At 72.1% G+C, this 24666-nt stretch carries 27 protein-coding genes and 1 pseudogene; 13 read left to right on the forward strand and 15 right to left on the reverse strand.

Annotation, left to right across the window (positions count from 1 at the left end):
• Positions 1-64 precede the first annotated feature (64 nt).
• Entirely contained in the window at positions 65-1279 is a 1215-nt protein-coding gene (locus tag UWG_RS0100365; RefSeq protein ID WP_016905215.1) for a GNAT family N-acetyltransferase, read from the reverse strand.
• Between the two features lies 1 nt (position 1280).
• A complete protein-coding gene (locus UWG_RS33485) occupies positions 1281-1640 on the reverse strand; it encodes a hypothetical protein (protein ID WP_237719950.1) in 360 nt (119 codons plus the stop codon).
• A gap of 860 nt (positions 1641-2500) precedes the next feature.
• On the opposite strand from UWG_RS33485, the gene UWG_RS0100375 reads away from it, so the two are divergent.
• Positions 2501-2767, forward strand: a complete 267-nt coding sequence (locus UWG_RS0100375) for a hypothetical protein (protein ID WP_026328018.1) — start codon at positions 2501-2503, stop codon at positions 2765-2767.
• Between the two features lie 151 nt (positions 2768-2918).
• On the opposite strand, the gene hmgA is transcribed toward UWG_RS0100375, so the two are convergent.
• Positions 2919-4277 (reverse strand): homogentisate 1,2-dioxygenase, encoded by a 1359-nt coding sequence (hmgA, locus tag UWG_RS0100380; protein WP_016905218.1) that lies wholly within the window; start codon positions 4275-4277, stop codon positions 2919-2921.
• A 195-nt stretch (positions 4278-4472) separates the two neighbouring features.
• Here hmgA and UWG_RS0100385 point away from each other — a divergent pair, with 195 nt between their 5' ends.
• Entirely contained in the window at positions 4473-5903 is a 1431-nt protein-coding gene (locus tag UWG_RS0100385; protein ID WP_016905219.1) for an aldehyde dehydrogenase family protein, read from the forward strand.
• A 49-nt stretch (positions 5904-5952) separates the two neighbouring features.
• Complete coding sequence (locus tag UWG_RS0100390) at positions 5953-7035, forward strand: Zn-dependent alcohol dehydrogenase (protein ID WP_016905220.1); 1083 nt, start codon at positions 5953-5955, stop codon at positions 7033-7035.
• On the opposite strand, the gene UWG_RS0100395 is transcribed toward UWG_RS0100390, so the two are convergent.
• The gene (locus tag UWG_RS0100395; protein ID WP_050988482.1) at positions 7032-7688 is read right to left on the reverse strand and encodes a TetR/AcrR family transcriptional regulator; all 657 of its coding nucleotides are present in this window, start codon (positions 7686-7688) and stop codon (positions 7032-7034) included. The two genes, UWG_RS0100390 and UWG_RS0100395, sit on opposite strands and share 4 nt — an antisense overlap.
• Before the next feature lie 84 nt (positions 7689-7772).
• On the opposite strand from UWG_RS0100395, the gene UWG_RS0100400 reads away from it, so the two are divergent.
• Positions 7773-8924 (forward strand): acyl-CoA dehydrogenase family protein, encoded by a 1152-nt coding sequence (locus tag UWG_RS0100400; RefSeq protein WP_016905222.1) that lies wholly within the window; start codon positions 7773-7775, stop codon positions 8922-8924.
• A gap of 111 nt (positions 8925-9035) precedes the next feature.
• Positions 9036-9686, forward strand: coding sequence for a TetR/AcrR family transcriptional regulator (locus tag UWG_RS0100405; RefSeq protein WP_016905223.1), 651 nt, complete (start codon positions 9036-9038; stop codon positions 9684-9686).
• A 93-nt stretch (positions 9687-9779) separates the two neighbouring features.
• On the opposite strand, the gene UWG_RS0100410 is transcribed toward UWG_RS0100405, so the two are convergent.
• Together UWG_RS0100410 and UWG_RS0100415 are read right to left on the reverse strand one after the other, a co-directional pair.
• On the reverse strand, positions 9780-10883 hold the full coding sequence (locus UWG_RS0100410) for an NsdA family TPR-like regulatory protein (protein ID WP_016905224.1): 1104 nt from the start codon (positions 10881-10883) through the stop codon (positions 9780-9782).
• A gap of 276 nt (positions 10884-11159) precedes the next feature.
• Positions 11160-11612 carry a hypothetical protein gene (locus UWG_RS0100415; RefSeq protein ID WP_016905225.1) on the reverse strand — a complete coding sequence of 151 codons (453 nt, stop codon included), beginning with the start codon at positions 11610-11612 and terminating at the stop codon, positions 11160-11162.
• A gap of 63 nt (positions 11613-11675) precedes the next feature.
• On the opposite strand from UWG_RS0100415, the gene UWG_RS29230 reads away from it, so the two are divergent.
• Positions 11676-12191 carry a hypothetical protein gene (locus UWG_RS29230; protein WP_016905226.1) on the forward strand — a complete coding sequence of 172 codons (516 nt, stop codon included), beginning with the start codon at positions 11676-11678 and terminating at the stop codon, positions 12189-12191.
• Positions 12192-12371: 180 nt separating this feature from the next.
• On the opposite strand, the gene UWG_RS0100425 is transcribed toward UWG_RS29230, so the two are convergent.
• Positions 12372-12833, reverse strand: a complete 462-nt coding sequence (locus UWG_RS0100425) for a MaoC family dehydratase (protein WP_029391050.1) — start codon at positions 12831-12833, stop codon at positions 12372-12374.
• A gap of 198 nt (positions 12834-13031) precedes the next feature.
• Positions 13032-13451: pseudogene (locus tag UWG_RS0100430) on the reverse strand (hypothetical protein); the annotation flags it as partial.
• A 310-nt stretch (positions 13452-13761) separates the two neighbouring features.
• Here UWG_RS0100430 and UWG_RS0100435 point away from each other — a divergent pair.
• From UWG_RS0100435 to UWG_RS0100445, 3 genes are all read left to right on the forward strand, one after another.
• Positions 13762-14541: an SDR family oxidoreductase gene (locus UWG_RS0100435; protein ID WP_016905229.1), complete on the forward strand. Its 780-nt coding sequence runs from the start codon at positions 13762-13764 to the stop codon at positions 14539-14541.
• Between the two features lie 104 nt (positions 14542-14645).
• Positions 14646-15308: a TetR/AcrR family transcriptional regulator gene (locus tag UWG_RS0100440; protein WP_016905230.1), complete on the forward strand. Its 663-nt coding sequence runs from the start codon at positions 14646-14648 to the stop codon at positions 15306-15308.
• A gap of 62 nt (positions 15309-15370) precedes the next feature.
• Positions 15371-16363 carry an NADPH:quinone oxidoreductase family protein gene (locus tag UWG_RS0100445; protein WP_016905231.1) on the forward strand — a complete coding sequence of 331 codons (993 nt, stop codon included), beginning with the start codon at positions 15371-15373 and terminating at the stop codon, positions 16361-16363.
• A gap of 37 nt (positions 16364-16400) precedes the next feature.
• Here the strand turns inward: UWG_RS0100445 and UWG_RS0100450 are convergent, their stop codons facing one another.
• The 4 genes from UWG_RS0100450 to UWG_RS33300 all read right to left on the reverse strand — a co-directional run bounded on the left by UWG_RS0100450 (position 16401) and on the right by UWG_RS33300 (position 19409).
• The gene (locus tag UWG_RS0100450; protein ID WP_016905232.1) at positions 16401-17621 is read right to left on the reverse strand and encodes an acyl-CoA dehydrogenase family protein; all 1221 of its coding nucleotides are present in this window, start codon (positions 17619-17621) and stop codon (positions 16401-16403) included.
• A 5-nt stretch (positions 17622-17626) separates the two neighbouring features.
• On the reverse strand, positions 17627-18649 hold the full coding sequence (locus UWG_RS0100455) for a phosphotransferase family protein (RefSeq protein WP_016905233.1): 1023 nt from the start codon (positions 18647-18649) through the stop codon (positions 17627-17629).
• Between the two features lie 376 nt (positions 18650-19025).
• Positions 19026-19250, reverse strand: a complete 225-nt coding sequence (locus tag UWG_RS0100460; RefSeq protein WP_016905234.1) for a hypothetical protein — start codon at positions 19248-19250, stop codon at positions 19026-19028.
• Between the two features lie 9 nt (positions 19251-19259).
• Complete coding sequence (locus tag UWG_RS33300; RefSeq protein ID WP_016905235.1) at positions 19260-19409, reverse strand: hypothetical protein; 150 nt, start codon at positions 19407-19409, stop codon at positions 19260-19262.
• 309 nt (positions 19410-19718) lie between these two features.
• Between UWG_RS33300 and UWG_RS0100470 the strand changes: the two genes are divergently transcribed.
• Both UWG_RS0100470 and UWG_RS0100475 read left to right on the forward strand, forming a co-directional pair.
• Positions 19719-20558 (forward strand): helix-turn-helix domain-containing protein, encoded by an 840-nt coding sequence (locus UWG_RS0100470; protein WP_016905236.1) that lies wholly within the window; start codon positions 19719-19721, stop codon positions 20556-20558.
• Entirely contained in the window at positions 20555-20755 is a 201-nt protein-coding gene (locus UWG_RS0100475) for a DUF397 domain-containing protein (RefSeq protein WP_029391052.1), read from the forward strand. Before UWG_RS0100470 ends, UWG_RS0100475 begins: the two co-directional genes overlap by 4 nt.
• 74 nt (positions 20756-20829) lie before the next feature.
• Here UWG_RS0100475 and UWG_RS0100480 read toward each other — a convergent pair whose 3' ends face one another.
• The 3 genes from UWG_RS0100480 to UWG_RS0100490 form a co-directional block, all read right to left on the reverse strand.
• A complete protein-coding gene (locus tag UWG_RS0100480; protein WP_016905238.1) occupies positions 20830-21129 on the reverse strand; it encodes a DUF202 domain-containing protein in 300 nt (99 codons plus the stop codon).
• 17 nt (positions 21130-21146) lie between these two features.
• The gene (locus tag UWG_RS0100485; protein ID WP_016905239.1) at positions 21147-21545 is read right to left on the reverse strand and encodes a YidH family protein; all 399 of its coding nucleotides are present in this window, start codon (positions 21543-21545) and stop codon (positions 21147-21149) included.
• Between the two features lie 76 nt (positions 21546-21621).
• Positions 21622-22161, reverse strand: a complete 540-nt coding sequence (locus UWG_RS0100490) for an NUDIX domain-containing protein (protein WP_016905240.1) — start codon at positions 22159-22161, stop codon at positions 21622-21624.
• A gap of 202 nt (positions 22162-22363) precedes the next feature.
• On the opposite strand from UWG_RS0100490, the gene UWG_RS0100495 reads away from it, so the two are divergent.
• Together UWG_RS0100495 and UWG_RS0100500 are read left to right on the forward strand one after the other, a co-directional pair.
• Positions 22364-23290, forward strand: a complete 927-nt coding sequence (locus UWG_RS0100495) for a tetratricopeptide repeat protein (RefSeq protein ID WP_016905241.1) — start codon at positions 22364-22366, stop codon at positions 23288-23290.
• Between the two features lie 96 nt (positions 23291-23386).
• A partial coding sequence (locus UWG_RS0100500; RefSeq protein WP_016905242.1) for an APC family permease occupies positions 23387-24666 on the forward strand: 1280 nt, incomplete at its 3' end.

The raw sequence follows: 24666 nt of genomic DNA on the forward strand, positions 1-24666 counted from the left end.
TGCCCGAAGTAGAAAGCAGCGGCCGGCGGGCGCCCTTGCCCGCCGGCGGCCGGATGCGATCACCTCATCCCCGGTCTCCCCGGCTCGTGTCGGGCCGCTCGGCTTCGGGTGCGCGGGCCGGGCCCGCCCCCGAGTCGTCGGTGTGGTCGGTGTGTCCCCTCCGCCTCTCCTCCCGCTCGCCCGCGCGTCCGGCACGCAGGGCGCCGACGCCGCGGAGCAGGCGGTCGGCGGGACGGTAGAGGGCCGGGGTGGTCTGCACGGTGTTCCGCAGCGCGCGGAGCGGGGCCCGGCGCGCGCGGTGGCCGAGTGCGACGGGGTGCGCCCGGGACGCCCACCCTTCGTGGACGGTGAGGTCGCCGGTCTTCAGCGACTCCTTGTACGCCTTCTCGCCGCGGCCCAGGTCGAGTTGGTGCACGCCCTCGGCGGCCGCGGCCTCCGCCATCCGCAGGTGCATCACGAGGCCGGGGGAGTACTGCGCGAACTGCGGGTCGTACGCGGGGAACCAGCAGGTGTGCACGCGCTCGGAGCGGAGCCCGAAGTGCGCCGCGACGGGTGCGGAGCCCGCGTAGAGGACGGAGAGGCGGCCCGCGAAGGAGTCGCTGCGGGTGTGGAAGAGCTGGTGCAGCAGGTGGACGATCCAGCGTTTGGCGAAGCGGTCGCTGCGCCCGGTGCGCCGGTACTGCGCGGACTTCCACGCCATGAGGACGCGGAGCATCGCCGGGTCCCGCTCGTCGTGGACGTAGCGGACCTCGCCCACCCGGCGGCCGAGTTTCCGGTCCTTGTACCTGGTGGTGCGGTAGAACGACGCGGAACGGGCGCGGAGTCGGGACGCGTACTCCTCGAAGCCGCCTTCGAGATCGATCACGGGGGAGGCGAAGGAGGCCGTGGCGGAGCCGCCGAAACCCGGCTGGTCCGCGGCCAGGTGGTCGAACTCCCAGACCGACAGGCCGCAGGCGCGCAGGAGTTCGCCGGCCTCGAAGGCGAACCCCGGTCTGTGCACCACACCTTGGCAGTCCGAGAGGCCGAGGCCGATCGCCCTTCCCACTCCGAAAGCGGTGCGCTGGTACGGGAAGAAGGCCGCAGGTTCGCCGTCGGCGCCGCGGGCCACGGCGATGCGCACGTCGCCGCGGCACCGGCCGACGGCAAGGGCGAACTCCGGTGCGAGGAAGGGGTTCCCGAGCTGCGGTGCGCCGTTGAGGTGCGCCTTGGCCTGGAGCGAGGTCCACACCGCGCGCTCGGCGGCCGTCAGTTCACCCGGTCTGCATACGGTGACGTCCATCTCAGGCGCCCTGCCCGGGGTTTCTGCCGCGTGCCGGACGCAGCGCGGCGACGGCGAGGAGCAGCGTGCTGAGCACCGCGACCGCCGCGGTGCCGCCGCGGGCCGACCACACCTCGGCGGCGAGCATCGTCTGCGCGACGAGCAGGTCGAGGGCGGCCGCGCCGACGACGGCGACGACGGCGCGGCTGAGCGGGTCGAGCCGGACCAGCAGCGCGGCGAGTCCGGCGGCCGGTGCGGCCAGCAGGAAGAAGAGCGCGAACGGAGCGCGCAGCGGGGACGGCACGTCGGCGAGGACGAGCGCGGCGCCGATGCCGCCGACGCCGAGTGCGGCGCCGGCGAGGAAGGACGCCCAAGCGGTCACGCGCGCTGCGGAATCCGTCGGTACGGCCGGCTCCCGCTCGGGTGTCGGCTCGAACTGGTGTGTTTGGGCGAGGACTTCACCGGCGCGGACGGCCTCGGCTTCGGGCGGCGCGGTGGTGGACGCCCCGTCCCGTCTGCCTTGCCGGGCGGGTACTCGCTTGTCGTTCCGTGCGACCGAACGCACCTGGTGTGCCGAGGCGTTGGTTGCCGCCGGGCCGGGCTCGGGCCCGGTGTGCGGTGTCTGTTTGCTACCGATCGTCTGCATTGGCGACTGGTCCCCCCGGATCGCCCGATCCCCCCGGATACCCAAGAATGCCCCTCGAAGGGGCGCTTGCGCCCAATAAATCTGGCCCAGTGCACAGGAGGGCGTCAAGCAGGTCACCGCATCGTGACCGATAGTGGCTGCCGCGTACGGCGGCCCGGTGGCGCGCATCCGCGGCCCACGGCGGCGCGGTGGTGGCTCGGCAAGGTCGGGGCCTGTGTCCGGGCCCTCGGCGGGTGCGGAGGCGCCGGACCTGCCGTCGGCGTCAACGCCCAGCGGTTTCACGCCATTTCACGATGATTCGGCCCGCCTGTGTTTGGTCGCGGTCGGAGTGGACGGGGGCGCACGCGGACGGGATGCGGCCCGCAGGGTTGCGTCGAGAACCGAGTGCGCCCCTGCCTTCCATGCCCGGAATAAGGCCATAGCGGCAGCTCCGAGCGGTTCCTCCGGTGGTGCGTTCCGACGACGTGGCTCGTACGGTGTTCGTCAACCCGCCTGCGGGGCAGGTGAATCCTGAGCCCGGGATGCACGAGAGTCCCAGACGGGCGATAGGCTTATCTTGCCCGGGGCCGGGAGCCCTCGTACGGGTGGGGAGTGACATGGAACAGATAACAATGAGCGGCAGGGCACGGGTCCCTGCGATCAAATGCGGGACAGGGGCGAGCAGTTCGCGCCTCGACCGGCATCTCTCCGTGCTCGCGGGTCCCGCCGTACCTCAGCGACAGGCCGACGAGGCGACGTCGCTGATGCGGGAGATCACCGAGCGTGACGCCGCACGGAGCCGTAGCAGGAACAAGGGCGCGCGAGTCTCGCTCTTCGCGCCGCTGCGCAAGCTGAAGCGCACCCTCTTCGGAGGGCGCGGCTAGCGCCGCTGCACCGAGCTGCCATGCCGCGGGGTACGCCCCGCGGCACTCCCGCCCTGCTCAGGTCGGCGGCCCACCCCACCCTCCGCCGACCGCACCGCCGTGGGGAAACGCCTCGCCCACGCACGGCAGTTGGTGACGAAGTCCCCCGCCCTCACCCACGGAACCCGCGCTCGAACCCTTCCCACACCCGGTCGTAACCGCCCTGCCGATGGCCTGCGCGGTGGGCCTGCCCGGTGACGGCCACCGGCCACCGCGTCTCGAACATGAACGCAAGCTGGTCGTCGAGCTTCTGCGGGACCAACTCCGCGGTGCTCGCCCGCAGATACGTCTCCCGATCGGGGCCGTGCGCGGACATCATCGTGTGGAGCGAGCCGCCGCCCGGCACGAACCCCTCCGCCTTCGCGTCGTAGGCGCCCTCCACGAGCCCCATGTACTCGCTCATCACGTTCCGGTGGAAGTACGGCGGCCGGAAGGTGTCCTCGCCGACGAGCCAGCGCGGCGCGAAGACGACGAAGTCGACGTTCGCGAGCCCGGGCGTGTCCGAGGGCGAGGTGAGCACGGTGAAGAGCGAGGGGTCCGGATGGTCGTAGCTGACGCTGCCGATGACGTTGAAACGGCGCAGGTCGTAGACGTAGGGCAAGTGGGTGCCGTGCCAGGCGACGACATCGAGCGGCGAGTGGTCCCACTCCGCGCGCCACAGCGTCCCGCAGAACTTCTGCACCACCTCGTAGGCGCCCTCGACGTCCTCGTACGCTGCCGTCGGTGCGGCGAAGTCCCTCGGATTGGCCAGCCCATTGGCGCCGATCGGCCCCAACTCCGGGAGTTGGAAGGGGCGTCCGAAGTTCTCGCAGACGTACCCGCGCACAACTTCGCCCTCGGCGTCCGGCAGCGGTTCGACGCGGAACCGCACGCCGCGCGGGATGAGCGCGACGTGTCCCGGCGCGGCGTGGAGCAGACCGAACTCCGTGCGGACCAGCAGGCCCCCGCGCTCGGGGACGAGGAGCAACTCCCCGTCGGCGTCGCCGAACACGCGGCGTTCCATCGGGGCGTCGGCGGCGTAGAGGTGGATCGCCATCCCCGAACGGGTGCTCGGGTCGCCGTTGCCGCCGAGGGTCCACAGCCCTGAGAGGAAGTCCGTTCCCGGTGGCGGATCGGGGAGCGGGTTCCAGCGCAGCCTGTTGGGGTCGAGGACGGCGTCGCCGAACGGCGGGGAGGTGAGGCCGGAGCCGTCGGCCCTGGTGAAGGCGGGGTGCGCGGCACTCGGGCGGATGCGGTAGAGCCAGGAGCGGCGGTTCTGCGCCCGCGGCTCGGTGAAGGCGGTGCCGCTGAGCTGCTCGGCGTAGAGGCCGAGCGGCGCGCGCTGGGGGGAGTTGCGTCCGGTGGGCAGCGCGCCAGGTACCGCCTCGCTGCTGTGCTCGTTGCCGAACCCCGTGAGGTAGGCGGCCTCCTGCGCGGCCTTGCGCGCCGCCTCGCCCGTCGTCCCCGAGCCGCTGCCGTCGGACTCAGCCATCGGTGCTCCCGCCTGTGGAAGGGAAACCTGCGGATTCCTCCGTCCATCATTGGGAATGTCCTCGCGGGCGTCAACGGACCGGCTTGTGCGACGAGTTGAGCCGCCTTCGCGGCCTTCGCCCCCGAGGCCGGGGGTGATCCAGCGCACTCGGAGCGAGTGCTGACAACATTAAACGAGCGGCGATAGTTTGGAGCGATGAAGGCACACGACGGGATGTACATCGGCGGAGCCTGGCGCCCCGCCGCCGACGCCGCACCGCTCCACGTGCACAACCCGGCAGACGGCGGCCTCCTCGCCACCGTGCCGGCCGGCGGTCCCGCGGACGTCGACGCCGCGGTCGCCGCGGCCCGCGAGGCGTTCCCCGGCTGGGCCGCCGTACCGCCTGCGCGCCGCGCCGAACTCCTCACCCGCGTCCACGAGTTGCTCAAGGAGCGCGGCGAGGAGGTGGCCCGCACCGTCACCGCCGAGCTCGGCGCGCCGATCGGCTTCTCACGGAAGGTGCACGCCTCCGCGCCCGTCGCCGTCTCGGGCAGCTACGCGCGGCTCGCCGCCGAGTACGAGTTCGAGGAGCGTCTCGGCAACTCGCGTGTCCTCCACGAACCCGTCGGCGTCGTCGGCGCGGTGACGCCGTGGAACTACCCGCTCCACCAGATCGTCGCCAAGGCGGCGCCCGCGCTCGCCGCCGGCTGCACCATGGTCCTCAAGCCCGCCGAGGACACCCCGCTCGTCGCCCAGCTCTTCGCGGAGGTCGTCCATGAGGCGGGCGTGCCGGCGGGCGTCTTCAACCTCGTCACGGGACTGGGCCCGGTCGCCGGGCAGGCACTCGTCGAGCACCCCGGTACCGACCTGCTCTCCTTCACCGGCTCCACGGCGGTCGGCCGCCGCGTCGGTGAACTCGCCGGGCGCTCGGTGAAGCGCGTCGCGCTGGAGCTCGGCGGCAAGTCGGCGAACGTCCTGCTCCCCGGCGCCGACCTCGCCAGGGCCGTCAAGGTGGGCGTCGCCAACGTGATGGGCAACTCGGGCCAGACGTGCAGCGCGTGGACGCGGATGCTCGTCCCGGCGGAGCACTACGACGAGGCCGTCGCCCTCGCGGCGCAGGCCGCCGCGCGGTACGCACCGGGCGACCCGTCAGAGGAGTCCACCCGCCTCGGGCCGCTCGTCAACGCGACGCAGCAGGCGCGGGTGACGGGCTGCATCGAGCAGGGCGTACGCGAGGGGGCGCGGCTCGTCGCGGGCGGCGCCGAGCCGCCCTCCGGCCTCCCCGAGCACGTGCGCGCCGGGCACTGGGTGCAGCCGACCGTTCTCGCCGACGTCGCGCCGGGCATGGCGGTCGCGCAGGAAGAGATCTTCGGCCCCGTCCTCTCCGTCCTGCCCTACCGGGACACGGAGGAGGCGCTCCGCATCGCCAACGGCACCGAGTACGGCCTCGCCGGGGCCGTCTGGTCCGAGGACGAGGACGAGGCCGTCGCCTTCGCCCGGCGGATGGAGACCGGCCAGGTGGACATCAACGGCGGCCGCTTCAACCCCGAGGCCCCGTTCGGCGGCTACAAGCGCTCGGGCGTCGGCAGGGAGCTCGGCGTCCACGGCCTCGGCGAGTACCTTCAGACCAAGTCCCTCCAGCTCTAGGCGGATCGGGCGCAGCCCGCCGCCGCGACGACAACCCCGGGAGCACCCCATGGTCCGAGCCGCCGTACTCCCCGCGGTCGACTCCCCGCTCGTCCTCACCGAGATCGACCTGCCGGCGCCAGGCCCCGGCCAGGTACGCGTCCGGCTGGCGGCGGCGGGCGTCTGCCACTCCGATCTCTCGCTCTCCAACGGCACCCTCCGCCAGCCCGTTCCGGCCGTCCTCGGCCACGAGGGAGCGGGGACCGTCGTGGCGGTGGGCGAGGGCGTCGAGCGGCTGCGCGAGGGCGACCGCGTCGTCCTCAACTGGGCGCCCGCCTGCGGCTCCTGCCACTTCTGCACCCGGCTCGGCGAACCGTGGCTCTGCCCGCACGCCAACGAGGGCACGGCGGTCCCCTACGCGCGCGACGCCGAGGGCGGAGACCTCTACCCGGGCCTGAGCACGGCGGCGTTCGCCGAGGAGACGGTCGTCCCCGAGCGCGCCGTCCTCCCGCTGCCGGACGGCGTCCCGCTCCAGGACGCGGCGCTGCTGGGCTGCGCGCTGCTCACCGGCTACGGGGCCGTCCACCACAGCGTGAGACTGCGGGCCGGCGAGAGCGTGGCGGTCTTCGGCGTCGGAGGTGTCGGGCTCGCGGTCATCCAGTCGGCCCGGCTGGCGGGGGCGGAGCGGCTCTTCGCCGTCGATGTCTCGCCGGAGAAAGAAGAGTTGGCGCTCGCCGCGGGCGCCACCGACTACCTGCTCTCCTCGGAGCGGACGCCGAAGGAGATACGGCAGCTCACGGACGGCCTCGGCGTCGACGCCGCGGTGGAGTGCGCCGGCCGCGCCGCCACGATCAGGGCGGCCTGGGGCTCGACGCGCAGGGGCGGGCGCACGACCGTCGTCGGGATCGGCGGCAAGGAGGAGCGCGTGGAGTTCTCCGCGCTGGAGATCTTCCACTTCGCCCGCACGCTGACCGGCTGCGTCTACGGCGACTGCGTACCGGAGCGCGATCTGCCGCTCCTCGCCGAGCACGTGCGCGAGGGCCGCCTCGACCTCGGCGCGCTCGTCACCGACCGGATCACGCTCGACGGGATCCCGGACGCGTTCGAGGCGATGCTCGCCGGCCGCGGGGGGCGCGCGCTCGTCGTCCTCTAGGGAGCACTCTCCGCCGCGCTCTCCCGCCGGCCCTCCGGGTGACGCAGGGCGAGGCCGTCGACGAGCGACTGGAGGCCCGTCTCGAACGCGCCCTCGTCCACGCGCTGCTGGTGTTCGGCGAGGAGGTGGGCCTCCTCCAGGTGCGGATAGTCGCGGGCGTAGAGCGCGGCGTCGTCGACGAAGCCGCGGGCGAAGGAGCCGAGCGCGGAGCCCGCGACGAAGTACCGCATGAGGGCGCCGATCCGGGTGGCCTGCGCCTTGGGCCATCCGGCGGCCGTCATGCCGCCGAACACGGCGTCGGCCATGCGGAGTTGGCTCGGCCGGCGGCCGGGGCCCTGCGCCAGGTACGGAACGATGTGCGGGTGTGCCGCGAGCGCTGCGCGGTAGGAGCGACCCCAGGCGAGGAGCGCGGCACGCCACTCGGTGCCGTCCTCGAACATCGAGACGTCGACCTCGGCGCAGATCCGGTCGGCGACCGCGTCGAGGATCTCGTCCTTGGTCCGGAAGTGGTTGTACAACGACGGTCCGCTGACGCCGAGTTCGGCGGCGAGTCGGCGCGTGGAGACGGCCTGGAGCCCCTCCGCGTCGACGAGGGCGAGCGCGGAGTCGACGATCCTCTCCCGGCTGAGCAGGGGCTTGCGTGGACGGGCCATGCCGAACATAGTAGGCACCGCAGAAAACTAGCGCCGATAACCAAATGCGGCGCCGCACCGGAGGGGCCAGGAGGCGGACACGGCATGGATCTGGGACTCGACGACGAGCAACGCGCGGTCCGCGACCTGGCGCGTAAGTTCAGCGACCGGGAGATCGCCCCGCACGCCGCCGAGTGGGACCGTGCGGAGCGCATCGACCCGCAGATCGTGCGCAGACTCGGCGAGTTGGGGTTCCTCGGCCTCACCGTCCCCGAGGAGTACGGCGGTTCGGGCGGGGACCACCTCGCCTACGCGCTCGTCACCGAGGAGCTGGGCCGGGGCGACTCCGCCGTGCGCGGGTTGCTCTCCGTCTCGCTCGGGCTCGTCGCCAAGACGATCGCCGCCTGGGGGAGCGAGGAGCAGCGCCGCGCGTGGCTGCCAGGACTCTGCTCGGGGCAACTCCTCGGCTGCTTCGGCCTCACCGAGCCGGGGACCGGCTCCGACGCCGGCAACCTCGCGACCCGCGCCCGCCGCGACGGCGGCGACTGGATCGTCGACGGCACCAAGATGTTCATCACCAACGGCACATGGGCAGACGTCGTCCTCCTCTTCGCCCGCACGGGCGAGGAGGAGGGCCACCGCGGCGTCAGCGCGTTCCTCGTGCCCACCGACGCGGCGGGGCTCGACCGCAGGGAGATCCACGGCAAGCTCGGCCTGCGCGGGCAGGCCACCGCCGAACTCTCCTTCACCGGCGTGCGGGTGCCGGATTCGGCCAGGGTCGGGCCCGAGGGGAAAGGGTTCTCGGTGGCGATGTCCGCGCTCGCCAAGGGGCGGATGTCGGTCGCTGCGGGGAGCGTCGGCATCGCGCAGGCGTGCCTGGAGGCGGCGGTCTCCTACGCGGGCGAGCGCGAGCAGTTCGGCGGGCCGATCGCGCAGCACCAGCTCGTACAGGAGCTGATCGCCGACATCTCGGTCGACGTCGACGCGGCGCGGTTGCTCACCTGGCGCGTCGCCGACCTCGTCGACCGGGGCGAGCCCTTCGCCGCCGAGTCCTCCACGGCGAAGCTCTTCGCCAGCGAGGCCGCGGTCCGCTCGGCCAACAACGCGGTGCAGGTCTTCGGCGGCTACGGCTACATCGACGAGTTCCCCGTCGGCAAACTCCTGCGCGACGCCCGGGTGATGACCCTCTACGAGGGCACGAGCCAGATCCAGAAGCTGCTCATCGGCCGGGCGCGGACGGGAGTGTCCGCCTTCTAGCGGGACGCACGCACCGGCTTCCGTCCTCCGTCGCCCGCCTGTGCGGTAGGGATAAGCGGCTGCTCAGCGCTTCCGGGTAGGGTGTCGCTGCCGACGAGCAGGAGGCGGGAGATGGCAGTGCACGAGGAGCAACGGGACGCCGCCGCGCCGGGCGACGAAGCGCCAGGCGCCGACACCTCCTTCGCCTCGGTGACCCCCGACGCGGCGAGACGCCTGCTGCTCGGCGCCGTGGAGGCGTTCGCCGAGCGCGGCTTCCACGCGACGACCACGCGCGACATCGCCTCGCGCGCCGGCATGAGCCCCGCGGCGCTCTACATCCACTACCGCACCAAGGAGGAACTCCTCCACCAGATCAGCCGCGTCGGCCACGAGCGCTCCGTCGAGGTGCTCCGCGACGCCCTCGCCGTCGAAGGCGACTGTGCCGACCGGCTCGCCGCGGCCGTCGCCTCCTTCGTACGTTGGCACGCCGAGAACCACACGACGGCCCGCGTCGTGCAGTACGAACTCGCCGCCCTCGGCGAGGAGCACTACGCCGAGATCCTCCAACTACGCCGCCACAGCGAGGAGATGCTCCGCAACCTCCTCGAAGAGGGCGCCCGCACGGGCGAGTTCACGGTGACGGACCTGCGCGGCACCACCCGCGCCGTGATGTCCCTCTGCGTCGACGTGGCACGCTGGTACGGCCCGTCCACCCGGCGCGCACCGGAGGAGATCGGGGCCCTCCATGCGGAGTTGGTGCTGCGGATGGTGGGGCGGGGCTAGGGCGCCCTGAAGCGGTCTCACCAAGTCGTCCTGAGGCCAGCCGGGTTCTTTCCCCGGCCCTCACAAGGTTGATCCCCAGGCGCGGAAGGACCGCTACACGCCGAGTGCGTCGATCATGTGGTCGTCGAGCCTGGCGGCGAAGTCCTCGCGCCGCCACGGGCGCAGGTCCCGATGAGCCTGCCGCAGGCGGAGGAAGGCAACTCGCCCTCCGGTCGAAACCGCGGTGTCGACACAGTCGTGCAGAAGCGCCGCGGCCCCTTGCGGGTCGCCCATACGGATACGCGCGGCTGCCTGGTCGGTCAAAACGATTGCCCGCTGTACGCGCTCGCGAGAGGTGGACAGGGATGCTGCCGAACGTGCGAAGTAGGCATGGGCTTCGGAAGGATCGCCGGTGTACAGCGCCGTCACACCCTCGAAGCCGCGCAGATGAGCAGCCGAGAAGCCTGTCATCGACGACGACGGGTCGTCGTTGCGGCACCTGTCCAGGTCGTACCGGGCCAGCGACAGGGCAGCGTGCGCATGCCTTGCTCCGCCCGCCCGAGCGGCGAGTTCTGCTTGCAGCGCGTGCGCGCGTGCGCGAACGGTCACGCTCTCTCCCGCCTTCGCGTCACGCACCGCAGCGTCGACAAGGCGCTGCGCGGGGGCGAGACCGGGGGCCGAATACAGGGTGACGAGCGCGTGACTCATGTGCACCATCGCCCGCCGCCATGGCGCACCGACGGCACCGGCCGCCGTCGTGGCCGCTGCGTAGAAGGCGCGGGACGCTCCGTCGTCGCGCGTCTCGAAAGCGAACCGTGCGGCGAGGACGTACGCCTGTGCGGCGACCGAATTGAGGCCGGGGAGGAAGGCGTCAGGTGGAGACACGTCCTCGCCCAGCAGGCGACGGCAGGATTCGACGATCGGAGCGAGAAAGAGCTGAAGACGCACGAAGGGGACGGTGCCGACCTGCTCGTTGACGTCATGGACCGCGCAGTGCAGGGAGTCGATCAGGTCTTCGCTGACGCGCGAGGGGTCGGCGAGCGATGCTGCGAGCGCTGCTCGCGTGGTCGGTCCCAGCAGTCCGAGCAGTCCTCCGCCGTCGTCTGCCATGGTGCGGGTGAGCAGGATGCGCAGTTCACGTAGGCGTTGTTGGCTTTCACCGAGCTGTGCGAGAGCGTCGAGCAGCTCGGCGAAGTCAGAACCGGAGCCAAGGGCCACGTCTCCGTCGGCTCCGCGCGAGTACAGATGGGCGAGGAGGAGTTGGTATCGCTCACCTGGAAGGATCGGCGCAGTGGTGCTCTCCCAGCGTGCAACGGAGCGTTGCACGCTGGCCGGACTGGCGGACGGTGGCTGTCCGAGACGTTGCGCGGTGGCGGCGAGCGCTCGGGAGAGGTCGCGCAGGGACCAACCGCGCTGCTGCCTGATCCTCTTGAGCGTGTCAGCGCCGGCAACTCTGTCGTGCAGGCTCATTCCTGCATGGTGCCCGAATTCGACTCATACGGGAACGATCAGACGTGGCTTGCTCTGGTATGCACAGTAGTTGAGGGTTTGCCAAGTGCCCGAATTTCCCTCCGGCCCTTCGAGCGGGAAGCCGACCACCATGTCCGACCGATCGACCATCCATCGGTTCCGGGCATGGAAGGCCGGAGTTCGCAGCGGGTGGGCACCCAATTCCACGACGCCGTCGATCCGTCCGCAGCACCCCGCGATGGCTTGCCGCGCCTCCGCGGGTTGTTCTGCAATCGTTCCCGGGGCGACGATCGTGATCCTCCCCTCAGACTTCTCGGCCAGCCACAAGAGCGTGAGACTGTCGATGCCCTTGGCCCCGCCGATGTAGAAGTGCGCCCCCGAACGCGCAAAGGGCCCCAGGTACTTGGCGAAAAGGTCGGTGTACCAGGTGGGTTTTCGATGGCCGGTTCTGCGGGTGCCTGTGACGGTCAACTGCATGATCAACTCCGTGTCATACCTTGTCATATCCCGCGGTAGACGGTTCTGGGATGGGATCGGGACATGGATACGGATCCCGAACCCTCTCAGGCGCCTGCTCGCCCGGTACCGGGCACGGTCACGCACGAGGCGTCGCTGCCGATCGACTGGATTGGCTCGGCCAAGGGGAGCGTCAGCGATTCCTTGATGGCGTGGGCGAACGGCCGTCTTGCGGAGCTGCCGGTCGGCCTCGGCTGGGACGTCGTGCGACTGCCGGGTCCGGAGGGCTGGGAGACGGTGCGGCAAGTAAGTGTGCAACAGGCGGTGTTGGGCCCTGTACTGCACACTCGGTGCGGCGTCGAGTTCTTCGTGCCGCCACGCTCGGCATCCGCCGGGGATCTGCCCCGAGCCGTGCTCCTCGGCGAGGGCGAGACCGTCGAGGTGCCGCCCCCGGATGTGGTCGCGCCGCGCACCTTCCGGGCGAGAACGTGGATCGTCCCGCCTCGTTGTCCGGGTGGCCGCACCGAGGCCCGTACCCTGTACGCCGCGTACACCGCAGCCGTGGCGAAGGTCCGCGCGGCGCGGGAGCGTCCGCGGTGAGCACGATGACGCTCCGTGTCTCGTACGACGGCGGGCGCACGTGGACGCGTCGGCGCACCGTTCGGCCGCCCCGTAGCCCGGCTCTCACCGCGGTGTGGCCGCCGTGCAGATGCCCGCGCTGCCGGGTCTGGGAGCGCGGCGCACGCACGTAGCGAGTGAGCCGGGCCGCCCGTAAGAGTCTCACCAGTAGTACACGGTCAACGTCTGCGCGATGCAGGCCGGCTTCTCCGCGCCCTCGCGCTCGACGACGACCGTCGCCGCCACCTGGGTGCCGCCGGCCTTCTCCGTGGCTGCGTCGAGGGTGACGCGGGCCCGCACCCGGGAGCCGACCGGTACGGGGCTGGGGAAGCGCACCTTCTCGGCGCCGTAGTTGACGCCCATCCGCGCGCCGTCGACGCGGAGCGTCTGCGGCACCAGCAGGGGGAGCAGGGAGAGCGTCAGGTAGCCGTGGGCGATGGTGGAGCCGAACGGGCCCTGCGCGGCGCGCTCCGGGTCGACGTGGATCCACTGGTGGTCTCCGGTGGCCTCGGCGAAGAGGTCGATGCGCCGCTGGTCGATCTCGTGCCAGTCGCTGACGCCCAACTCCTCGCCGACCGCCGTCTTCAGCTCCTCGGCCGAGGTGAAGACCCGGGGTTCCGCCATCGGTACGACCTCCCACACGCGTGCTGCCCTGAGCGCGAGCCCGGTACCTCGGTGCCTGGGCTAAGCGCTCGCTCAGCATGGTGCGCGCTGCGGGCGGTGTCAACGTCGACGGTGCACGCCAGGCCGGACTCAGCCCGACGCGACCATCGAACTCATCGCCGCCCGGGGGGTGTTGAGCACCGACAGCGGGCAGTGCCCCTCCATCGCCGCGATGATCCGGCGGAGCGCCTCGGCGAGCCGCACCCCCTGGACCTGCTCGGCGTCCTCCCTGCGGAACAGGGAGCGGCCGCCCCACGTGCGGCGGTGCCACTCGTCGAGGGCGGTGGGCTGCCGGATGCCTGCGCGTTTCTCCAGCCGCCTGCGGGCGGCGACTTCGGACTCGTACGCCAGCCAGACGGCGCGCGCCTCCTCCAGCTCCTCCAGTGCCTGTACGAGCAGCACCGGGTCGGGGGTGCGGTCGTCAGGGCAGAAGCCGGCGCGGGCGCAGAGATGGTGCCAGGTGGCGCGGTGCCCGTAAGGGGCGAAGCGTTCCAGGCACTTGCGGAGGGCCTGGCGGCGTTGGGACGGCGCCCGGCCGGGGTCGCGGACTTGTTGGGCAAGGGCTCTGAAGCCAGCCATCTATCCCACCTCCGGGGGAGAGGACCCGACTCGTCGGAGATGTGACGTACCGACGTGCTGTTCGGCTCCCGCTCCGGTGCGTTTTGTGCAACCCCCGTGAGTTGGCGGATTACCCGTTATGGAGCCCTGTATTCCCGAAGGGGTGAAATGCTCCTCCGGTTCGGGGAGCATGCGCCCGGCTCATGCGCCGTGTGACCGCCCGCACACCGCGGTCCCCGAGGGTTCCTCCGCTCCATACCGACTGGTTAGTCTGCCCGGGCACGGGAGCCGGGGCGGCGTGCCCGCGGCAGGCCAACGCGGGAGGAGACCCATGGAGTTCGCCGGCAGCGCGGTCGTCGTCACCGGCGCAGGAGGCGGGATAGGCGCGGCGCTCGCCCGCCGGTTCGCCACCGAGGGCGCGCAGGTCGCCGTCAACGACCTCGACGCGGAGAAGGCCCGCGCCGTCGCAGGGGAGATCGGCGGCGTCGCCGTCCCCGGGGACGCTGCCGAAGTGGTCGCGCCCGCACGGGAGATGCTCGGCGGGCGGATCGACACCTTCTGCGCCAACGCGGGCGTCGCACCGCACGGCGGAGCCGACGCGCCGGACGAGGAGTGGGAGCACGCCTGGCGCGTCAACTCCATGGCCCACGTGCGGGCGGCGCGCGAGCTGCTGCCCGAGTGGCTGGAGCGCGGCAGCGGGAGGTTCGTCGCCACGGCCTCGGCGGCCGGGCTGCTGACGATGGTCGGCTCTGCCCCGTACAGCGTCACCAAGCACGCCGCCGTCGCCTTCGCCGAATGGCTCGCCGTCACCTACCGGCACCGCGGTGTCCGGGTCCACGCCCTCTGCCCCGAGGGGGTGCGCACCGACATGCTGGAGTCGGCGGGGCCCGTCGGCCGGATGGTGCTCGCGCCGGAGGCCGTCGAGGCGGAGCAGGTGGCCGACGCCGTCTTCGAGGCATTTGCCGAAGACCGGTTCCTCGTCCTGCCGAGCCCCCGCACCGCCGAGCACTACGCGGCCCGTGCCACCGCCACCGACCGCTGGCTCGGCGGCATGAACCGGATGCAGCGCAAGGTCGAGGAGCAGCTCACCGGGCCGCCGCCCGCCGGTTAGGGCCCCCGAACGCCGAGAGCGGCGCCGGCCGGTGGGAGGATCCCACGACGGCGGTCGCCCCGGGAAGGACACGGGCGCGGGAGACGAGAGAGACGGTGACGGCGATGGCGAGGGCCGCGACGGCGGAAGCGGGCGGCACCCCGGAGTCCGCGGTGGGGCGGGGCGCGACCGGCGCCGGGACGGAGCGTGCCGCGCGTCCGGTGCCGCAGCGGTTGCTCGCCGAGGCGACGCGGCTCTTCGCCGAGCGGGGCTTCGACCGCACCTCCGTGCAGGAGATAGTCGAGGCCGCCGGCGTCACCAAGGGCGCCCTCTACCACTACTTCGGCTCCAAGGACGACCTCCTCCACGAGATCTACGGTCGCCTCCTCCGCCTCCAGCAGGACCGCCTCGACCTGTACGCGGAAGGCCCCGGCAGCGCGGGGGAGCGGCTGCGTGCCGCCGCGGCCGACGTCGTCGTCACCACGCTGGAGAACCTCGACGACGCGATGATCTTCTTCCGTTCGATGCACCAGCTCACGCACGAGAAGCAGAAGCAGGTGCGCGCGGAGCGGCGCCGCTACCACGAGCGGTTCCGCGCACTCATCGAGGAGGGGCAGCGCAGCGGCGAGTTCGCCGCCGACGTCCCGCCCGACCTCGTCGTCGACTACCACTTCGGCGCGGTCCACCACCTCAGTAGCTGGTACCGCCCGCGGGGCCAGCTCGGGCCGCAGGAGGTCGCCGACCAGCTCGCCGAACTGCTCCTCCGAGCCCTGCGCCCCCGTACCTGAACCGCCGCGACCCGGGCCCGCGCCGCGCGGCACCGTGAAGCAGAGACCCCAGGGAGGCACCCGTGAAGGCATGGCGCGTCCACACCCTCGGTGAGCCGAGGCAGGCGATGCGGCACGAGGAGGTACCCGAACCCGAGCCCGGCCCGGGGCAGTTGCTCGTCCGGGTAAAGGCCGCGGACGTCAACTTCCCCGACGCGCTGCTGTGCAGGGGCGAGTACCAGGTGCGGCCCGAGCCGCCGTTCACGCCGGGGATCGAGCTGTGCGGCGAGGTCGTCGCCAGGGGCGAAGACGTCGGGGACGCGCCGGCCGAGGGCAGCAGGGTGATCGGCACGCCGGCGCTCCCCGCGGGCGCGTTCGCCGAGTCGGTGCTGATGGACGCCTCGGCCGCGTTCCCCGCACCCGAGGGGCTCGACGACGCGGAGGCGGCGGCGCTCCACATCTCCTACCAGACCGGCTGGTTCGCGCTCCACCGCAGGGCGCGGCTCCAGAAGGGCGAGACGCTGCTGGTGCACGCCGCCGCGGGCGGGGTCGGCAGCGCCGCCGTGCAGTTGGGCCGGGCGGCGGGCGCGCGGGTGATCGGCGTCGTGGGCGGTGCCGAGAAGGCGGAAGTCGCCCGCGGGCTCGGCTGCGACGCCGTCGTCGACCGGCGCTCCGACGATCTCGCCGCCGCCGTGAAGGAGGCGACGGACGGGCGAGGCGCCGACGTCGTCTTCGATCCCGTGGGCGGCGACGCCTATACGCGCTCAACGAAGTGCATCGCCTTCGAGGGGCGCATCGTCGTCGTCGGCTTCGCGAGCGGTGCCGTGCCCACCCCCGGGCTCAACCACGCGCTGGTGAAGAACTACACCATCATGGGGCTCCATTGGGGCCTCTACGCGAGGAAGGACCCGGCCTCGATCGGCGAGTGCCACCGGGAGCTGACGCGGCTCGCGGACGAGGGCGCCGTCCGGCCGCTGGTGAGCCGCCGGGTGCCGATGGACGAGGCCGCCGAGGCGGTGCAGAGCGTCTTCGACGGTGTGACGACGGGGCGCGTCGTGGTGCTCCCGCAGGGGTGAGGCGGCGCGGGCGGCGGCCCGCCCGCGCCGTGGTTCCTCAGTCCGCCGTGTGCCGCTTGAGCTCGCGGCGGGCGAGGGAGCGCTGGTGCACCTCGTCCGGGCCGTCGGCGAGGCGCAACGTCCGTGCCGTCGCCCAGAGTTCGGCGAGCGGGTAGTCCTGGCTGACGCCGCCGGCGCCGTGGAGCTGCACCGCCCTGTCGAGGATGTCCACGACGGCGCGCGGCGTCGCGATCTTGATCGACTGGATCTCGGTGTGCGCCCCGCGGTTGCCGACGGTGTCCATCAGCCAGGCGGTCTTGAGCACCAGCAGCCGCAACTGCTCGACCTGCACCCGCGCGTCGGCGATCCACTCGCGCACGACGCCCTGCCGCGCCAGCGGAGCACCGAAGCCGTTCCGCGTCTGCGCCCTGGTGCACATCAGCTCGATGGCGCGCTCGGCCATGCCGATCAGCCGCATGCAGTGGTGGATGCGGCCGGGACCCAACCGGGCCTGGGCCATGGCGAATCCGCCGTCCTCCTCGCCGAGGAGGTTGGCCGCGGGCACCCGGGCGCCGTCGAAGACGACCTCGGCGTGGCCGCCGTGGTAGTGGTCCTCGTAGCCGTAGACGGACATCGCGCGCCGCACCCGCACGCCGGGCGTGTCCCGCGGGACGAGCACCATCGACTGCTGGCGGCGCACGTCCCCGGCTTCCGGGCTGGTCTTCCCCATCACGATGAAGACCTTGCAGTCGGGGTTCATCGCGCCGGAGATGTACCACTTGCGGCCCGTGACGACGTACTCGTCGCCGTCCCGGACGATCCGCGTCTCGATGTTGGTGGCGTCGGAGGACGCGACGTCGGGCTCCGTCATCGCGAACGCCGAGCGGATCTCGCCGTCCAACAGCGGGCGCAGCCAGGTGCGTTGCTGCTCGGGCGTGCCGAAGGCGGCGAGCAGCTCCATGTTGCCGGTGTCGGGCGCGGCGCAGTTGAGGGCCGTGGGCGCCAACTTCGGGCTGCGGCCCGTCAGTTCGGCGAGCGGTGCGTACTGGAGGTTGGTGAGCCCCGCGCCGTGCTCGGCGTCGGGCAGGAAGAGGTTCCACAGGCCGAGGCCGCGCGCCCGGGCCTTGAGTTCCTCGACGACGGGGGGAGTCGTCCACGGCGAGTCCTGTGCGGCGCGCTGCTCCTCGGCGACCTGCTCGGCGGGGAGGACGTCCTTCGCGAGGAACTCGCCGAGACGGGCGCGGAGTTCCTCGGTGCGGGCGTCGTAGGCGAAGTCCATCGTTTTCAGTCCTTCCGCAGCGTGGCGAGGCCGTCGTGGATGAAGGCCGGTACCAGGTCGCCTATCCGGTCGAAGCCCGGGCCGACGGTCTGCCCGAGCGTGTAGCGGTAGTGGATGCCCTCGAGGATCACGGCGAGCTTGAAGTACGCGAACGCCGTGTACCAGTTGATCCGCGTCACGTCGCGGCCGGAACCGGCGGCGTACCGCTCGACGAGTTCGGCGGAGGACGGGTGCCCCGGCGCGTCGCTCGTCGTGGCGACGGGGGAGTCGGGGAGGGCGGGGTGCTCGCTGTACATCGCCAGCAGGCCCAGATCGGTGAGCGGGTCGCCGAGGGTGGACATCTCCCAGTCGAGGACGGCGGTGATCCGGTCGCCCTCGCCGACGAGGACGTTGTCGAGCCGGAAGTCCCCGTGGACGACGGAGGGCGGACCCGACTCGGGGAGGCGGGCCGCGAGCGACTCGTGGAGCGCGTCGACGCCTTCCAGGTCCCGGTTCTTCGAGGCGGCCAACTGCTTGCCCCAACGCCGTAGTTGGCGTTCGAGGAACCCCTCGGGCCGGCCGAAGTCGCCGAGCCCCACGGCCGCGGGCTCGACGGCGTGGAGGGCGACGAGGGTGTCGGGTAGCGCGAGCACCACGCCGCGGGTGCGCTCCGGGCCGAGCGGGGCCAGCTCCTGAGAGGTGCGGAAGGGGACGCCGTCGACCTGCTCCATGACGTAGAACGGGGCGCCCAGCACCTCCTCGTCCTCGCAGAGCAGCACGGTGCCGGGGACGGGGACCTCGGTGTCCCGGAGCGCGGTGATCACTCGGTACTCGCGGGCCATGTCGTGCGCGGTGGCGAGCACGTGACCGAGCGGCGGGCGGCGTACCACCCACCGCGTCGTCCCGTCGGTGACGCGGTAGGTGAGGTTGGAGCGCCCTCCCTGGATCACCTCGGCGGAGAGCGCGCCCCGCACGAGACCCGGCACCTCGCGCTCCAAGTGCGCTGCTAGCCGCTCCAGTTCGAGGCCCGGCGGATTCCCCTGTTTCACGGTGCGCGCTCCTTCGCGGCGGGTGCGGGTGTCGGTCCGATCATGCCGACTGGTCGGTATGAGGTCCAGAGGGGCGGGTGGAGACGGGCGCCACATGCGGGGCGGCTCGGTGCGGGTGCCGGGCGCCTTGCCGTGCTGCGGGCGTGCGGTGCCGAGTACGGCGCGTGCGGGGATCGCGACGGGCGTGCGTGGCAGCGGACCTGTCCCCGCGGGATCTCGGTGACCGCCCTCCGGTGCCTGTCGTCTCGCGAACGTCCGCCTTGACGAGGGAGTTGAGGCGCAGCACCGGTGGGGACGCCGCCCGAGGACGGCGCGTCCGTGACGGTGCCCGCTCGGGCCCGGGACGAGGAGGTCCGACCGGGCCCGAGCGGAGTCGTCAGCCGCGGACCCCGGTCCCGCGGTACACACGCAGCCGTTCGGTGGGGCGAAGAAGGCGGAGCCGCCCGTCGTCGAGGTGGAGGACGCGGCCGCGTCCGCTGCTCCCGGGGGAGTACAGGTCCACGACGGTGGACCAGCGTCCGCCGTGCATCACACGGTCGCCGCGGCGGAGGTCGAACGGGCCCAGGCCGCCGGGGAGTTCGTGCCGGTCGGTGCGGATCACGGAGCGCTCCTACAGGTAGATCTGCACGTTGCAGCCGGCGCACCGCTTGCCGTCGGACGTCAGGGTGCGGTGGCGGCAGGGCGGATCCGCCGGCTTCGGCCGGGGCTGGGGCTGCGGCTTCGGCTTCGCTTTCGGGAGGGGGCCGCGTTGCTCCTGCACGTCAGGCTCCCGAGCGCGTGAACCACGCGGAGCAGACGGCGAAGACGCTGCCGCCGGTGACCGCGGCGAAGAGGAACGCTTGCGGGGGCGGTAAGTGCTGCTGGGCATGCGGGATCACCCCGGGGAGGTAGGGACGCGGCGTCGTAGGCCGCAAGTGGCAGGCCGTTCCCGGCAGTTGGCAGAGCAAAAGTCGGCATGAGCGCTCGCCGGTGTCATACCGTAGTTGCTCGGCTACCGGATGCGTTCAGCGTGGCGCGTGACCGGCAGTCCTTCAAGTAATCACGAGAGAAGGAAGGGTCGGGGAACGGCATGGTCAACCGGAAAGAGTTGGACCCCGAGAACAGCCCCGCAGCGGCGTACGGGGCTCGTATGCGCAGGATGCGAGAGAAACGGGGCTGGACGCAGGAGGAGTTGGCCGAGCGTCTGGCATATTCCAGTCAGCATATTTCGGCCGTGGAAACTGCCCGTAAGTCGCCAACCCTCCCCTTCTCGCGCAAGCTCGACCGCGTCCTCGGGGTTGCCGACACGGGGGAGTCGTTCGAGCGGGAATGGCGCGAGATGAGGAAGGGCTCGCTGCTGGAAGGATTCTCGGAGTACGTCAGCTACGAGGGACGGGCGACCGAAATCCGACTCTTCGAAATCGGAGTGATCCCGGGCCTGTTGCAGACCCCGCAGTACGCGTCGGCTGTGGCCGAGAGCGAAGTGGCGCGGGGAGCGATCGCTGCCGAGCAAGGTCAGGAGCGGGTGGCGGTCGTCGAGGCCCGGCAGGCCGCGCTCGTTCGCCCGTCACCGCCACTGATCTTCGCGGTGCTGGACGAGAGTTGCCTTCGTCGACCTGTGGGCGGGCCCGACGTCATGGAGGCGCAATTCCAGCGTTTGGCCGAGTTCGCCGCGCTGCCGAACACGGTTTTGCAGGTCGCGCCGTTCGACATGGGCACTCGACGTGCCTTTGACCTCCCGCTCTACATCCTGACGATGCCGGATCGCTCTCTCATGTCCTACGCCGAGTCCGCGCACCGCGGTTACCTGGACAGGGAAACTTCGTTCGCACTCCCAAGGTTGACCGCATACCATCAACTCCAGGCCGAGGCCCTCTCACAGGCGGCATCCGTGGCCATGATCGAGCAGTTGCGAAAGGGTATCCAGTGATGACCGAGTCCCCCCGTTGGTTCACGTCTTCCTACAGCAGCAACGGCGGCGCCTGTGTCGAGGTCGCCACCAACCTCGCCGCGCACGGCGTGGTGCCGGTACGGGACACCAAGGACCGGGCCCGTTCGCTGACCGTCGCGCCGCGTGCGTTCGCCGGCTTCGTCGGCGCCGTCCGGAGCGGGCGGCTCGGCGCATAGCGGCGACTGCCCGCGCGCCCGCCACCCGCGCCCGCCCTCCGGCCACCTCGGATCAGGCCACCGAGGAGCCGCCCTCACAACAACAGCGCCCCCGCCGCCACGAGCACCAGCGTGCACGCCACGGTGGCGCGGACCGCCCCCGCGGCCATCGGTACAGGGCCCTCGGCGCGGGCCAGGACCCGGGTGCGGCGGTGTGCGGCGAGGAGGAGGGCGAGCCAGGCGAGGGCGGCGCAGGCCAGGGCCGTTGCCGCGGTCGGGGAGAGGTCGCCTTCGAGGGCCGTGCGGGCGCCGAGGGCGAGCGCCACCGCGTACGCCAACGTCGTGCGGCGCCAAGCCAGTCGGGTCCGCTCCGGCTGCGCGCCGGGGTCGCGCACGCGGGCGCCCTCCGCCGTCACTGGCCGACCCCGCCGAGCACGACGGTCCCGATCACCAGCAGCGCCGCCACCGCCGTGGCCACCGCCAGCAGCACGGGGAACCGTGAGACGGGCAGGTCCTCTCCGCGGCGCATGGCGCGTTCGCACCGCACCCAGTGGTTGACGGCGCGGAAGGCGCAGAGGGCCGCACCGGCGAGGAGGACGACGGCGATCGTGGTGCGTGCGGTGGCGCTGAGCCCGGTGAGGAACTGGTCGACCGCGATGCCGCCGGCGACGAGCGCCAGGGAGGTGCGGATCCAGGCGAGGAAGGTCCGCTCGTTGGCGAGCGAGAAGCGGTAGTCGGGGGTGGTGCCTTCCGCCCGGAGCCGCTGCGGTGCGCACCACAGTCCGAGGGTGGCCAGGAGCCGGTGGATCATGCGTCGAGCCTATGCAATGCGCCTCTGTCCGGTGGACTCGGGCCGCCGGGCGCCGTCTCCGGGGCCGCGGTGGCGATCACTCCGGGTGCTGCGCGTGCCAGGCGTCCAGGCGCCGGTGGCACTCCAGGCCGTCGGGGACGACGTCCCACCCGGGAAGCAGCCCGGCCAACTCGTCGTCGGTGACGAAGGCGTGCCAGGCGACCTCCTCGGGCTGCGGGTGGACGGGCAGTGCGCAGACCACCTCGTAGACCTTGAGGAACCAGCTGTACTCGGGCGTCTCGAAGAGGAACTTCAGCCGCGGCTGCGGCGCCGGGAGTCCCTGGACGCCGAGTTCCTCCTCGGCCTCCCTCAGCGCCGCGTCGTCGTAGCTCTCCCCGGCGCCCACGACGCCGCCGACGACGAGGTCGTACCGGGAAGGGAAGATCAGCTTCTCCGGGGTGCGACGGTGGACGAAGAGGCGGCCGAGCGGGTCGCGCACCCGGATCGAGACGGAGCGGTGGCGCAGTCGCTCGGCGTACGCCTCGCCGCGGGGGCGCTGCGTGAGTACGTTGTCGTGCGGGTCGACGATGTCGAGGAGTTCGTCCGAGGCGCGGCCCGCGGGGTCCGGAGCGTTCATGGCGGCATCCAAGCAGGCGGCGCGGACGGGCGGGGCGGCGCCCTCCCGTGTGGAGTTCCCGTGAAGATCCCTGCACGGGAAAGAGCCGACCGAGGGAAGGCCACGAGGAGGGTTTCGGTTCCGAACGGACCGATTTTGTAAGGGAGTTGATCGGATTCCTCTTGACGTGTCCCGGCTGGTTCCGGTTGGGTGATCGCCGACCATGACTCCTCCACCTCCTCCCCTCATACCCCGAAAACCCCGCGACGCCCGGCGCTTCGAACCAGCTCTCGACGATTCGGCGCTCGTCGACGCCAGAGCGGCCTTCGCGCAGGGACGGTGGACCGACGTCCGCGCCCTGCTGCGGACCGACGACGACCACGACAGCCGCGGCCACCGGCTCACCGTGCTCGCCGGGGTCCCGTCGTCCGAGGCGTGGAGCCGCGAGTGGCTCACCACCGAACCGGACAGCGACGACGCGGCGTTGCTCCACGCCTGCACCCTCGCGCACCGCGCCGCCGAACGCGGGGGAGGGCTCTACGTACAGGCCAGGGAGGCCCTGGAGGCGGCGGCGCGGCGGCACCCCGCCGACCCCTCGCCCTGGCTCGCGCTGCTGCTGCTCCTGCGCGCCGTCGGCACCCCCGAGGAGTGCCGCGAGGTCTTCGACGAGGCCGTGGCCCGCCACCCCGAACACCACCACGCGCACCACCTCATGGTCGCCGCGCTCGCCGAAAAGGGCCCCGCCGTCCACGAGTTCGCCTCGCAGGCCGCCGAGCGCGCCCCCGCCGACAGCTCCCTCGCCCTCCTGCCGCTCGTCGCGCACGCCGAGCGGTACCGCGTCGCCGTCGCGCAGGGGCAGGCGGACGTCGATCCGTCGGCCGGGTTCTGGCACGGGCGGCAGGCCAAGCGGATCACCGAGCGCGCCTTCGGCTGGTGGCTGGAGTGGGGAGGCGAGAGCACGCACCCCAGGCGGCTCGTCGACCTCAACTTCCTCGCGTACGCGAAGTACCACGAGGGCCGCACGGCCGAGGCGGCCGCGCTCTTCCAGCGGATCGGCCGCACCGCCACCCGCGAGCCCTGGTCGTACTCGGGCGGCGACCCTCACCGAGCATTCCGTGCCGCACAACGGGCAGCCCTGGGCTCCGTGTGACCTGACCGGACGCGACCCCGCGGCGGCACAGACCGCACCACCGCACGCACCCGCACCACCGGAAGCGACTCCACAGCCGAGAGGACACCGAGCGCCATGCTCACGGGCAGCAGCGAACCCACAGCGGGATCCGACGACATCAGCACCTACCGGGGCCACGATCCCGGCGCGCTGCGCGCCGGCCGGATCGGCACCGCCGGATTGCTGCTCTCGGTACTCGCCGCCACCGCACCGCTGATGGTGGTCGCCGGCGTGATGCCGACGACCTACGCGGTGATGGGGATCGTCGGGCAGCCGCTGCTCTACGTCATCCTCGGCGTAGTGATGGCGCTCTTCGCCGTCGGCTACGCGGAGATGAGCCGCCATGTCCACAACGCCGGTGCGTTCTACGCGTACATCGCGCGCGGACTCGGCGGGATCGCGGGCTCGGCCGCCTCGTACGTCGCCTTCGCCGCCTACAGCGCGCTCCAGGTCGGCATCTTCGGGATCTTCGGCTACGAGGTGAGCGCGCTCTGCCAGCAGCACCTCGACGCCGAGGTCGCCTGGTGGGTCCCGGCGCTCGCCGCGGTGCTCGTCACGGCGGTGCTCGGCGCGCTCAAGATCGATCTCAACGCGAAGGTGCTCGGCGTCCTGCTCGTCATCGAGGCGCTCCTCGTCGTCGTCCTCGACGTCGCCTTCGCCTCGGACCCCGGACCGCAGGGCCTCTCGCTCCTCGCCTTCGACCCGGAGACGATCGCGGGGGCCGGGCTCGGCACCGCGCTCTGCTTCACCATCGCCGGCTTCCTCGGCTTCGAGCAGGCCCCCGTCTACGCGGAGGAGACCGACAAGCCGCGCACGGTGGTCCGGAGGGTGATGTTCATGGCGCTCGCCATCGTCGCCGTCTTCTTCGCGCTCACCTCGTGGCTGGTGGGCGTCGCGGCGGGTCCCGACAACATCGTCGGGGAGGCGCGGGAGGAGAGCGCGGGCCTGATCTTCTCGCTGATCGACCCGCGGCTCGGCGGGGTCTTCACCGACCTGCTGCACGTCTTCTTCGTGACGGGGATCTTCGCGTCGATGCTCGCCTTCCACAACGTCGTCTCCCGCTACGCCTTCGCGATGGGCCGCGAGGGGCTGCTGCCGCGCGCGCTCGGCCGCGCCTCGGCGAGCACCGGGGCCCCGGCCTACGGTTCGCTGCTCCAGACGGTGATCGCGTTCCTCGTCGTCACGGCCTTCGCCGTCAGCGACGACAAGCCGGTCGGCGACCCGACCGCCGCGGTGCTCAACCTCTTCACGTGGATGGGGAATCTGGGCGCGCTCGGCGTGATCCTGCTGATGGCGGTCACCTCAATCGCGATCATCGCCTTCTTCGTGCGGCGTGGAGCGGCGGGGGCGCCGGG

Source organism: Streptomyces xiaopingdaonensis, assembly GCF_000262345.1.
GTDB lineage: Bacteria > Actinomycetota > Actinomycetes > Streptomycetales > Streptomycetaceae > Streptomyces > Streptomyces xiaopingdaonensis.